The 12,186-nt window shown below is 62.9% G+C and carries 10 protein-coding genes; 2 read left to right on the forward strand and 8 right to left on the reverse strand.

The genetic code is table 11. The features are described 5' to 3' along the window. Window positions 1-27: 27 nt before the first annotated feature. On the forward strand, window positions 28-891 hold the full coding sequence (locus AAGF34_RS18155) for a DUF4743 domain-containing protein (RefSeq protein ID WP_342617116.1): 864 nt from the start codon (window positions 28-30) through the stop codon (window positions 889-891). Here AAGF34_RS18155 and AAGF34_RS18160 read toward each other — a convergent pair. From AAGF34_RS18160 to phnA, 6 genes are all read right to left on the reverse strand, one after another. Continuing rightward, entirely contained in the window at window positions 874-2,715 is a 1,842-nt protein-coding gene (locus tag AAGF34_RS18160) for a TRAP transporter large permease subunit (protein ID WP_342617117.1), read from the reverse strand. The genes AAGF34_RS18155 and AAGF34_RS18160 overlap by 18 nt on opposite strands. Then, the gene (gene dctP / locus AAGF34_RS18165) at window positions 2,712-3,722 is read right to left on the reverse strand and encodes a TRAP transporter substrate-binding protein DctP (RefSeq protein ID WP_342617118.1); all 1,011 of its coding nucleotides are present in this window, start codon (window positions 3,720-3,722) and stop codon (window positions 2,712-2,714) included. Before dctP ends, AAGF34_RS18160 begins: the two co-directional genes overlap by 4 nt. A gap of 24 nt (window positions 3,723-3,746) precedes the next feature. Beyond that, the gene (locus tag AAGF34_RS18170; protein ID WP_342617119.1) at window positions 3,747-4,610 is read right to left on the reverse strand and encodes a TRAP transporter TatT component family protein; all 864 of its coding nucleotides are present in this window, start codon (window positions 4,608-4,610) and stop codon (window positions 3,747-3,749) included. A gap of 189 nt (window positions 4,611-4,799) precedes the next feature. Next, window positions 4,800-5,015 (reverse strand): hypothetical protein, encoded by a 216-nt coding sequence (locus AAGF34_RS18175; protein ID WP_342617120.1) that lies wholly within the window; start codon window positions 5,013-5,015, stop codon window positions 4,800-4,802. Window positions 5,016-5,096: 81 nt separating this feature from the next. Next, the gene (locus AAGF34_RS18180; protein ID WP_342617121.1) at window positions 5,097-7,091 is read right to left on the reverse strand and encodes an ATP-binding protein; all 1,995 of its coding nucleotides are present in this window, start codon (window positions 7,089-7,091) and stop codon (window positions 5,097-5,099) included. Window positions 7,092-7,170: 79 nt separating this feature from the next. After that, entirely contained in the window at window positions 7,171-8,415 is a 1,245-nt protein-coding gene (gene phnA, locus AAGF34_RS18185) for a phosphonoacetate hydrolase (protein ID WP_342617122.1), read from the reverse strand. A 99-nt stretch (window positions 8,416-8,514) separates the two neighbouring features. Here phnA and AAGF34_RS18190 point away from each other — a divergent pair, with 99 nt between their 5' ends. Next, complete coding sequence (locus AAGF34_RS18190; RefSeq protein ID WP_342617123.1) at window positions 8,515-9,609, forward strand: 2-aminoethylphosphonate--pyruvate transaminase; 1,095 nt, start codon at window positions 8,515-8,517, stop codon at window positions 9,607-9,609. A 343-nt stretch (window positions 9,610-9,952) separates the two neighbouring features. Here the strand turns inward: AAGF34_RS18190 and AAGF34_RS18195 are convergent, their stop codons facing one another. Both AAGF34_RS18195 and AAGF34_RS18200 read right to left on the reverse strand, forming a co-directional pair. Further along, complete coding sequence (locus tag AAGF34_RS18195) at window positions 9,953-10,555, reverse strand: hypothetical protein (protein WP_342617124.1); 603 nt, start codon at window positions 10,553-10,555, stop codon at window positions 9,953-9,955. Between the two features lie 123 nt (window positions 10,556-10,678). Next, a complete protein-coding gene (locus AAGF34_RS18200; RefSeq protein WP_342617125.1) occupies window positions 10,679-12,145 on the reverse strand; it encodes a CHAD domain-containing protein in 1,467 nt (488 codons plus the stop codon). Window positions 12,146-12,186: the final 41 nt, after the last annotated feature.

Genomic DNA, 12,186 nt, shown 5'->3' on the forward strand with positions numbered 1-12,186 from the left:
TCCTAGCCCTCCGCTAAGATGCCGCGCATGCAAAGCCTTGGCCCCATCGCCTTTCTGAACGCTCTGAGTGACCCAGGGCAACACCGCCTGTTTGCGCTGTCTTCGCAGGCCGTTGCACCCGCACCCAGCGACTTCCAGCGCTGGTACTGTGCCGACCGTCCGTTGGGCCTGCTTTCGCCCGAGCGGGCCCACTGGCTGGCGCAGCAGCTTGCGCCATGCAGGTTCACACCGGGTGGCCTGGTGTGGGAGGTTGAGTGCGCAACACGTGAACAGCGCAGCGCGCAGTTACAGAACGCCTTGCTGCAGGCGCGTGCCCAGGGCTTGCTGCCGGGCTGGCGTAATGAGCGATTCAGCTTCTGGCATGCCGACTGCATGACGCCGGACTTGAACGTGCCGGCTTTGCTGGATGTGGAGCGTTCGGGTTTCCGTTTCCTGGGCATGCTCAGCCATGCGGTGCATGTGAATGGCTTCTTGCCCGATGGCAGGTTATGGTGCGCCCGGCGCGCGCTGACCAAGGCGACGGACCCGGGCATGCTGGACAACGTCACAGCAGGCGGCCTGCCCAGTGGCGAGAGGGTACAGGACTGCCTGCAGCGTGAGCTGGCGGAAGAGGCCGGTCTGTTCAGCTTGCAGGGGCACGCGCTGCAGGCCGCCGGACAGGTGCGCACATCGCGCCTGGAGCGCGAGGGCTGGCATGACGAGATCCTGCATGTGTTCAACCTCACTTTGCGGAATGGCTTTGCGCCACACAACCAGGATGGTGAGGTAGCCGAATTCATATGTCTGCGCCCAGGCGAAGTGTTGGCCAGAACAGAGGCCGGGGAATTCACTGTGGACGCGGTGCAGACGCTGATCCAGGGTCTGCGGGCAAACTCAGCGCACGTTGTGTAACAGCAAGCTGGGTAGGTAGGTTGCGGTTGCCGGGACCCAGGCAATGGCCAGCGTACCCAGAAAGATCGCCAGCAACGCGGGCAACACCGCAGCGGCCACGTAGCGCACCGGCTTGTCGAACATGGCCGAGGCAAAGTAGATGTTCATGCCGGCAGGCGGGCACAGAAAGCCCAGTTCCATATTGGCCAGAAAGATGATGCCAAAGTGCACCGGGTCTATGCCGTAGCTCAGTGCCACTGGCAGCAGCAAGGGCACCAGCACCACGATGGCCGCAAAGATCTCCATCAGCGCGCCCGCGATGAACAGGAACACATTGAGCACCAGCAGGAAGACCCACTTGTTGGGTATCACGCCTTGCACCCACTCAATGGCCGCATCGGGAATGCCCGCGTCGATCAGGTAGTTGGTCAGGCCCAGCGCCATGCCCAGGATCAGCATGACGCCGCCAATGATCTGGGTGCAGTCGCCGAGCGCAGCGCCCAGTTTGCGCCAGCCCAGCTCGCTGTGCGCAAGCACCTGCGTGAGGATGGCATAGGCGGCTGCGATGGCCGCGCTTTCGGTAGGCGTGGCCAGGCCGCTGACCAGGGCACCAATGGCGACTACCGGTGCCAGGATTTCCCACTTGGCGGCCCACAGGGCTGCAGTCACAGAGGGCAGTGCGGCTGTTGCTACCGTTGTGGCCGGTTCGGCAGCAGAGGGGCGCTGGCGCCGCAGGTAACCGCCAAACGCCAGCAAGAACACCACCATGATGCAGGCGGGCAGCAGGCCCGCCAGAAACATGGTGTTGATGGGCACACGCGCAATGATGGCGTACATGATCAATGGCACCGAAGGCGCCAGCAGCACGCCCAGCGCACTGGCACTGGTGACCAAGCTGATGCCGCGTCGCTCCGGGAATCCGGCGTTGCGCAGCAAGGGCAGCAGCAAGCCACCCAGCGCCAGGATGGTGACGCCGCTACCTCCGGTGAATGCCGTAAAGGCAGAGCACAGCACCGCGCTGGCCACCACGGTGCCGGTAGCACCACCACCGAAGAGCGCCACGAAGACAGTACCCAGACGCTGCGCCGCGCCAGTGCGTGCAAACACCAAGCCCGCCAGCGTGAACAGCGGCAACGCCGGCAGCGAAGGGTTGACGGTGATCTGGTAGTGCGACAGCGGTATGGAGGCCAGGGGCAGGGCGTCCTGCCAGAACAGCGCCAGTGCCAACGCGCCCAGCACGGTGAAGATGGGCGCTCCACACAGCAGGGCGCACACCAGCACAATGACGCAGGGCCAGAGCGGCACCGCCGTGCCATCCAATTGCCAGCCTAGCGCCATACCGGCCGCCATGGGCAGCGCGGCACCTAGCAGACGCAGCCACAGGCCTGACGCACTCTGCGCTCCCAATTGCAGACCCAGCAGCAGAAACCCCAGCGGCATGGTGGCCTGAAACCACCACACGGGAATGCCATAGGCCAGCAGCTGTGCCACCTGCCGCTCGCTGTCCACCAGACGCCAACTGGCCATGCACAGAATGCCGCAGACCCCTGCGGCAAACAACTTGCCAAACGCCTTGCTGAATGCCAGCAGGCGCGGATAGTGGGCTGGCATAACGCCACTGCCAAAGGTGCTCAGGTGCCCGTTGCGCAAGGCTGCCACCGAACCAAACATGGCCATCATCAGGCCCAGGTGCTGTACCAGCACCGGCGCGTTTTCAATACCGCTGCCCGCCAGCGGTCGCACCAGGATTTCCACCAGCGGAATCAGTGCCATCAGCACCAGTGCGAAGGATGCCAGCCCCTCGTCGATGCGCAACAGGGCGGGCAGGGAACGTGCCGGGCTCATTTACCCTGCGTGGCCCGGTAGGCTTTGACGTGGCGGAACACTTCGTCAAAGGTATCGGCGGGCACCATGGTGCCGCGTATGCGTGGGTAGAGCTTGTCGGCCAGTTCGTTCCACTCCTGCATCTCTTGCGCATTGGGCTTGTGCACGATCAGGCCGCGCTTTTTCATGGCATCCACGGCCTCGTCCACCTCGCGCCGGGCCTGTGCACGCATCTGTGCGCCAGCCTTCTCGCCCGCAGAGCGCAAGGCCTCCTGTGCGGCAGGCGTCATGGCGTCCCAGGCTTTGGTGGTGACCACCATCGCACCCACGATGGGTGCCCAGTTGATCTCCAGCATGTGGGGTGCGGTGTTGTAGATCTGGCTGGCCAGCGCAAAGTAAGGTGTGGAGGGCACCACGTTGATCATGCCGGTCTGAATGGAGGGCAGGATGTCGGCGGTCTCCAATGGCACCGGCGTGTAGCCCAGGCTCTTCATGATGGACTGCTGTTCCTGCTCGGAGCCCCAGGCGAAGAACTTCATGCGCTTGTAGTCATCCGGACGCACCGCAGCTTCCTTGGAGAAAAAGCGCACCCAGCCGGCATCGCCCCAGGCCAGCACCACAAAGCCCTTGTCCAGGAATTTTTTCTCCATGGCCGGGCGCATTTTTTCGCGCACGTAGTCCAGCTCTTCCCAACTGCGAAAGAGCAGCGGCAGGTTTTGCAGCGCGGCAATGGACGGCTCGATTTCACGCAAGCCCACCACCGACAGCAGTGCCGACTGCAACTGGCCTATGCGCATGCGCCGCGCCATCTCGGCTTCGCCACCCTGGCTTCCATCCGGGTACACGATGTACTTGGATGCGCCGCCCTGCGCATTGCGCCAGGCCTCACCCATTTTCATCAGCTGGCGGTGGTAGAGCGAGTTCTTGGGTGCCAGCGTGCCTATGCGCAATTGCATGTCGGCAGCACGCGCTATGGGTGCATTCAGAAAGCTCAGGGCGAGCAGCAAGATGGCTGACAGTTTTTTCATGGAGGAGGCGGAGTTGGAGATGCGTTAGAACAGGTCATCGGCAGTGCCCAGCAGCCACAGCGCGCGTTCGCGCATGACCGTGTTTTGCAGGTCCGGGTGGGCAGCGCTTACCGCCAGGGCCTGCTGCAGCAGTGCTTCAAATTCGGGGCGGTTGCCCGCGGGTAGCGCAATGCTCTCGGCCTTGGCCACCAGCGGGCCCGCGCTGCGCTGCGCGCTCAGGGCAATGGCGCTGTCGAAGTACTGCAAGGCCTGTGCACTTGAGCCGCCGGGGCGTGCGACCTCGAAGCTGCCCATCAGGCCAGCCAGCGATCCATTGCCATAACCGGGTTCCTTGTCATAGGCCAGGCGGGCCAGGCGCATGGCCAGTGGCAAGTCGGCCACGGTATCGGGCTGGTCCTTGGAGAGCGAAATCAATCCACCCCAGGACGCCGCTGCCCAGTACGCCAGACCGATCTGGTCCGCCCGGAGTTGCGGCCAGTCAGCGGGCTGGTTGCTCTGCAGCGCCTTGCGAAAACCGGGGTTCATGCGTTCCAGCGCCGCCATGGCGTGGCGGTGGGCGCGCCCATACAGTCGGGCGGCGCGCTCGCGCAGGGCCTGTGCCGCCTTGGCGTCGCGGGCTTCCAAACGCTCTGCATCAAAGGCTACGAAGGCGTAGGCGTATTGGGTGAAGCCGGTTGCCAACGACTCGGCCAGCTTGGCGTTGTCTGGCACTTCGCGCAGCAGGCCTTCCGACAGCTTGAGGTAGAAGGCACTGGCCTCGCGTGCCAGTACCAGATCGTCTTCCGGTGCCTGACCCTGCGTGGCCAGTTCGTCGGCGATGCCTTGCACGATCAGGTGTTTGGGAGAACAGGCGGCAAGTCCCAGAAGCAGGCAGCTGGTGCCTAGCAAGTGAACGCATGAACGGAGCCTTGCGCGAATACCGGGAGATGCAAACAGAAGTGACATGAAGATAAGACCCGCTAAGGTCAATGGACAGCATGCGCGCAGGCATGCCGCATTCATGTAACGAATTTAGCCGGGCTGTATGAAGGTTCGGTGACACGTCACCGGCGCGTCACGGGGACACGCGCGTCGGCGCTATTGGCGCTTGCGGGCCATCTCGATCCAGCAGGCGCCGCAGCGCCATTTTCCGGGTGCCAGTTCGACGCCACCTTCGGGTGGACGTTCTTCCTGGCATCGGCCAGAGCAGAAGCGGAACTGGGAGGAGCCTCGCAGGACTTCGGGGGATGCACCGGTCTCAACAGTGGGCCAGGTGAAGGAGCGCGTAGAAGACATCGGCAATTCAACTTTCACGGTGTGCATGTGCGACCCATACTAAGGCATAAGTCTGACAGCCTCATGCCAAGACCCTTTGCGGGCGGTTCGCCTCCGGGTTCAGGCGATCACGTCGGGCGCCATGGTGGGCAGCGTCAGTTCGAACGTGGCACCTTCGCCGGGCTTGGAGCGTATGGCAATCTGCCCGCCCAGGACCTTGGTCACTATGCGGTGCGAAACCGACAAGCCCAGACCGGAGCCGCCGCGCCCCAGCTTGGTGGTGAAGAAGGGGTCGAATATCTGCCCCAGGTTTTCCGGCGGGATGCCAACGCCATCGTCACTCACCAGCACCTGCACGGTTGCCGCATCCAGCTGGTGTGCACAGACCGTAATCAGCCCGGACGTCCGTCCCTCAAAGGCGTGGGCCATGGCATTGGTGAACAGGTTGATGATGACCTGGCCCAGCGGCCCCGGGTAGCTTTGCATGGCAATGCCCACTTGCAGGTCCAACTCCAGCCGCACGCTGACGTGCCGCAGGTTGGGCTTGAGCGTGTCAATCACTTCGCCCAGCACCTGCGCCAGATCGAATGCGCGGCGGCGCTCGGAAGCCTGGTCCACCGCCACCTGCTTGAAGCTGGTGATCAGGGCAACCGCGCGTTGCAGCGAGCGCAAGGTCAGCCCGGCGCCTTCCGACACGCGGCTCAGGAAGTTGTCAAAGGTGGAGCGCTTCATCTCGCCAGCGGCCACCGCCCGCCGGATGACGGCCACATCTTCGGACACGCTGCTGGCGGCCACCAGGGCGTTGCCAATGGGCGTGTTGAGCTCATGCGCCACACCCGCGACCAGGCTGCCCAGCGAAGCCAGCTTGTCCGCCTGGATCAGCTCATGCTGGGTGCGCTGCAGCGTCTGCATGGTGACCAGCAGCTCTTCGTTGGAGCGATTCAGATCGCGTGTGCGCTCCACCACGCGTTGCTCCAGGTAGGCGTTGAGCTGCATCAGCTCGGACTCCATGGCCTTGCGCTCAGTCACGTCAATCGACATGGTCAGCACGCACTCTTCGTCGCCGTACAGAAAGCGTTCGGAAGACAGCATGAATATCTTGGAGGAGCCGTCGCGCATGCGGAAGGTCACTTCGTAGCCGCTGACGCGTCCATCGACATTGAAGCGGTCCAGCCAACCCTGGCGCTCCCGCGCGTCCTTCCAGAAGCCCAGGTCAACCGACGTCTTGCCGAGAATTTGCGCTTCCTCATACTGGAACACGCGCTCCCAGGCCGGGTTGACGCGCACGTAGACACCGGTGTGGAAGTTGCCGACGGTGATGGGAAGCGGGCTGGCGGTCAGGATCTGGGACACCCGCAGCTCGTTCAGGCGCGCGCTCTGTTCCTTGGCCGAAATCACTTCGGACTGTTCCCGCATGTCGGTCAGGCGGGACGCCAGCAGCGCGGTCATACGCACGATGGCACTGCGCAAGCTCTCCAGCTCACCATGGAAGCGGCCTGCATCCATGCGCGGAAGCTCGTCGCGGATACCGGCCAGAACAGCATAGGCTTCAATGCGCTTGAGCGGCTTCAATATGGTGCGCCACAGGACGTAGTACAGCGATATCACCAGCAGGAAGTCGATGACCGCGATGTAGAGCAGCGTCTGCACCAGCACGATGTGCAGACGCTCCTCGATGAAGCGGGTGGTTGCGAACATGCGTATGCTTCCCACGGCCTTTTCCGTCGTGTGCACGGTGCGCGCCACCTCCAGCAACCCCTGTGTGTCAAAGGGCGCCTTGCCATTCATCACTTCCCAATCATTGCCACGGATCTTGATGTAGCGCGGTTTGGCGGGCGCTTCGCCCAGCGTGAGCGTGATGCCGTAGACGGATTCGAACTTCATGGCGCTGGTGAGCAGGGACTCGATCTGCTCTTCGTCGAAATTCCAGAGTGGCAGCGCCACCGCCGAGGAGAGCTGCTCTGCGCTGTACGTGAGCTCTTGCTGCAGCTGCTCGTACTGGCTGAGCTTTTGCATCCGGTAATTGATGAAGCCGAAGGCACCCAGGAAGATGGTGATGACTGCCACCAGTGCCATGATGACAATGAAGGCGACCGAGATGTTTGGTTTTTTCATGTCCTGTCCGTAGTACCGCCCAACGGCACCGCGCGTGCGGCACACGAACCCCAGTATGACAAAAAAAACCGCGCAGGCGCTATTGCGCGTAATTCAGCGCAATATCAAAGGCGTCGAAGTTGCGCAGCCTGCGGCTGGGGTCGGGCAAACGGGCCAGCCGGTTGACGATCAGCGGCACCGTCTGCTCGCCCCGGCCGCCGTGGGAGCGCAAGGGGGCGTCCAGTCCTGACAGGTCGTGCTGGGCCGCCGTGCTGCCCAACGCGGTGAAGCGGTCCGCCATCACGACCACGTCGCCGATGCGGTCCGCCGGGATTTCCAAGGCATGTGCGGCGTCCAAGCGGGTTAGTGCCTTATCTATCCCCTGCACTTGGCCCAGCGCTGCGCAGACAGCCTGCGCCGAACAATCGCCCGGCAGGTAGATGCTTGCAAACGCGCCCAGCGCGCCGTGGTGGACCACGTAAGGGTCCGTGATCGGCAGAATGACACGTGCATCATCGCGGCCCAGAAAGCCCTGCAACCAATCACTGAGGTAGATGACCTGGGGCGATCCATCCATGCGCGTCTTGGCATGCATGCCATGGTCCGCCGTGATGGCAATGACGCAGCCCAGGTCTTCGAGCTGCTGCATGTAGCCGTCCAGCATGGCGTAGAAGTCGTTGGCCGCAGGCGTGCCCGGGGCATGCTTGTGCTGCACGTAGTCGGTGGTGGAGAGATACATCAGATCCGGCTTGCGGGTCTGCATCAGGCGCACGCCTGCCGCGAAGACGAATTCCGACAAGTCGGCGCTGTAGACCGATGGCAGTGGCCTTCCAACCAATTCCAACACATGGTCTATGCCGTGGGTGGCCACTGTCGCCGCGTCGGCACGCTCCGCCGAAAAGCAGATGCCCTGCAGCTCGTGGCCCAGCAGGTTTCGCAGCTTGTCTTTGGCCGTGACCACGGCGACCGAGAGCCCGGCCTGCGACGCCTGAGCCGGCAGGGTGGGGCAGCGCAGCCACTTGGGGTCGTTCATCATGACGGCTTCGCCGCTGGCACTGTCCAGAAAGTAGTTGCCGCAGATGCCGTGCACGCTGGGCGGCACGCCCGTCATGATGGACAGGTTGTTGGGGTTGGTGAAGCTGGGCAGGGCGCTCTCGGCGCGCCATGCCATGCCTTGGGTCAGGGTGTGTTGCAGCCACGGCATGCGTCCCGCCGCAACGGCTTGTGCCAGGTAGTCGGGTTCACAACCATCCACGCACACCACCACGGTGGGATAGGAGGGGCGTTGGTAATCGCGTGCGTTGACGCGCAGAAAGGCGGGGGCGGATGCTTGCATCGCTGACATGGTAGGCACCCCGTGTTTCGAAACCATGTCACTTGCGTGAAACAGACGATGGCTATGCTTTTTGCTCCCCACCGTTTGCCAAACCATCGAAAGCACCGCATGGACAGAGACAAGATATTGCTGACCCCCGGGCCGTTGACCACGACACTACGGACCAAGCTGGCCATGCTCAAGGACTGGGGCTCCTGGGACGCCGACTTCAATGCCGTCACCGCGCGCGTGCGCTCCAGTTTGCTGGACATCATCCACGGTGCGGATTCCCACGTGGTCGTGCCGCTGCAAGGCAGCGGTACCTTCAGTGTGGAGGCGGCCATCGCCACACTGGTGCCGCGCGACGGCCATGTGCTGGTGCTGGACAACGGCGCCTATTGCAAACGCGCCGCCAAGCTCACCACCCTCATGGGTCGCGAGGCCACCAGCCTTGCGTTTGATGAGGCGGAGTCGGTCGACCCCGACGCGTTGGACGCCTATTTGCAAAAGGACGACTCCATCACCCACGTGGTGCTGATCCATTGCGAGACGGGCGTCGGTGTGCTCAACCCGTTGCAGGCGGTGGCAGACGTGTGCGAACGCCGCGGTGTCGGCTTGATCGTGGACGCCATGAGCTCGTTCGCCGCCCTGGAGATTGACGCGCGCAAGACACGCTTCGACGCGTTGATCGCCGCCAGCGGCAAATGCCTGGAAGGCGTGCCCGGCATGGGTTTTGTATTCATCCGCAAGCAGGTCCTGGCCGCTTGTGAAGGACAGAGCCAGTCCCTGGCGATGGACCTGTACGACCAATACGTCTACATGGAAAAGACCGGTCAGTGGCGCTTTACACCACCTACCCATGTGGTGGCGGCACTGGCCGAGGCAATTGCGCAGTTCGAAGAGGAGGGCGGCCAGCCCGCGCGGCTGGCACGCTACACCAGCAACTGTCAGACCTTGGTGCAGGGCATGCAGGCGCTGGGATTTCAGCCGTTTCTGGAGCCCGCTGTGCAGGCGCCCATCATCGTCACCTTCCATGCGCCGAAAGTGCCAGGCTATGTGTTCAAGGACTTTTATGCCGCTGTGCGCGAGCGCGGTTTTCTGCTGTATCCGGGTAAGCTCACACAGATAGAGACATTCCGCGTGGGGTGCATAGGTGCGATTGGTTCGCACGAAATGCAGCAGGCTGTGCATGCCATTGGGTTGGCTTTGCGTGCGATGGGCTGAGTGTCTGGCTGCAGACTCTGTCGGACGATTGGGGTAGCCGATGCCACCGGGGCAGATGGTTCCGTTCGTGTTCCCCGAACCGGGCTTCACCCGGTTCTCCTCCTTTACTTGGCAAAACCCCAAGTCCACACTGCACCATCCGCCCCAGTGTCATCGGCCGCCAACACCGTTGGCACGCGGTGTCTGAATACATTCGCATGCCAACCGTTTTTGCAGACTCAGGACGGCGTGGCACTCTGCGCCGGTAGGTAAAGGAGGAGGCCGAAGGCCGGGGGACACGGACGGCGCAGAGTGCCACGCCGTCCTGAGTCCCCCGAGGTGCTTCGGGGATTACTCACAAACTTCAATGGTGTTGTGTCAACGGATCCAGACGCTGACCACGCATCAGTGCCAGAGGAGAGGCCCAGTACTCCAGCACATTGTGAACCGGGTCCAGCAAAATCTTGCAGGCCCAGGCCAGACCCCAGGACGGGCCGCGCAAGAAGAACAGATGCACCGTGCGGAACAGCAACCCGCCTGCGCCCAGAGCCAGCCACATCAGGCCCACGTCATGGGCATAGCCTGCAAAACCGCTGGCTGGCTTGATCAGACCGAACAGACTGGGTGACAGTGCCAACAGCAACGGCAGCGACAGCCACACCGAAATCAGAATCGCCTTGCGCCGCATGTTGAAGCCCACCTTGATGGACTCCTTGAAGTCATAGGTGGTGTTGTGGATGGTGTCAAAGCCGCGCGGCTCGAAGAAGATGTGACCGGACTGGCGCGTGACCATGCCCACCAGCCAACCCACCAGGCCGGCAGCTGCCGGGTCTACAAACAGCAGACAGTAGGCCACCAGAAAGCTGATCGCACTGATGAGATGCAGCGTCTGGTTGATACGGCACTGGTGGTAGTAGCGGTGGTCGTCCCACTGCAGCTGTTGAATCTGTTTCCAAAAATTGCGCATGTGAATCTGCTCCTTGGTTTCCACATAAAGGGTGCGTGCCGCAGCACACACGGGGCAATGTAGAAATCGCGAATGACAGATCTGTGAAAACGCAGATGACACTGCAATGACTTTTGCGTTAGATCAAACGCGCAGGCTTCCAAAGGACGCGCCACGCAGAAATTCCACGATGCCCTCGGGTGCGCCCAGCTTCTGCGCAATGCGCAAAGCCTGCTGATGGTCACGCGCGACGCCGATCTGGGTTTGCTGTTGCGTTGCGTGCTGGTACCAGCGTTCGGCACGCCTGGCTGGCAGCAGAGGCCGCAGGCATTCGACGCTGTAGCGCAGCCGTTTGCTGAGTATGCGCAGCGCATGCAGTTGCGCCGGGTCCGTGCTGTGTGACGGCATCTCGTCCAGCTGATCGGCCAGTTGTGCCACTCGTTTCTTGAGCCATTTGCCCACCGTGGCTTTCTTGTCGGACTGCAGTTCGCGCGGAACCAGCATCGGCTGGATTTCCAGCCAACGCGTGATCTGCACCAGCACCTGGCCCACGGCTGGGTCGGACAGGGTGCGGCGCAGTTCTTCACGTTGGTTGTTGCGCTCGCGTGCCAGGGAGGCTTCCAGCGCCTGCCAGTTGCGGGTGCGCTCTGCTTCTTCCGCCTGGTATGCGCTGGCGTAGAGCGGGAACACCTCGGTAGCGGCCACATCCAGGTCCCGCAGCGCTGTCATGGCCGCGAGCAATGGCTGCAGGCGCTCCCTCGCCGGGAGCTGACTGCCTTCGCCGGTTTGGCGCAGCAGCTTGAGCGCGCTCTTGAAGCGACGCCAGCCGATGCGTGCCTGGTGCAACAGTTCGGGTGCGTCACTGTTGCGCAGGGCATTGAGGTTGGCCGTGAATTGCAAAAAGCATTCGCGCAGTACCGACTGTGCAATATGGGCGAAGTCCATGCTGTCATCCAGCGCCGGCGGTTTGGCCCGCAAGGGGGCGTCCAGCGTTCCCTGCGCCAGGCGGTAGGCACGCTCGGCCTTGCTCATGTGCAGCGGCATCAGCGACAGATGCCGGGCGATGCTGGAGGCTATCTCAAACAGCGCGTCGGGCGTGCCTTCGAGCAGCTCTATCTCCAGCTCGCACAGGGGCGTGGTGTGGCCATCCATCAGCACCTCGCCCAGGTCCAGCGCAATTTCTGCACGCGTCTTGCCCTGTTGCACCACCCAGCTCATGCGGTCAAAGGTGGTGCTGAACACCGGCGTCAGTGCCGCAAACACCTTCCCCTGCGGGTCGAATGTGGTCCAAGGCGTTCCGCTCAGCAGGTCTGCGTCCAGCTGGTCGGCAGCGAGCGGCAGCTCCCATTCGCCGCGTTGGCTCAGTGCCGAAGCCGCGGCGCCGCCAATCTTGAGTGTCTGTACCCAGCGTGGCTGAGCCGTGTCCCCGAGCTGGCGTACCCGCAAGGCCATGCCGCTGGCTTTGAGTACATGGTCGGGCGTGTCGTAGTACACGTTGTGCAGCCGTTCCTGGTGTGGGTGGCGCCGCCCGATCAGGGCGCAGCGGGCCAACTGCTTTTGTAGTAGCAGCCGGTCCAGCGCAGGCAGTGCAAATTTGAGTTCTAGCTCCATGGGGTGTGATGCGTGCGCACGTGCCTCGCTGTGGCGATGAA

It is taken from the genome of Rhodoferax sp. GW822-FHT02A01 (assembly GCF_038784515.1).
GTDB lineage: Bacteria > Pseudomonadota > Gammaproteobacteria > Burkholderiales > Burkholderiaceae_C > Allorhodoferax.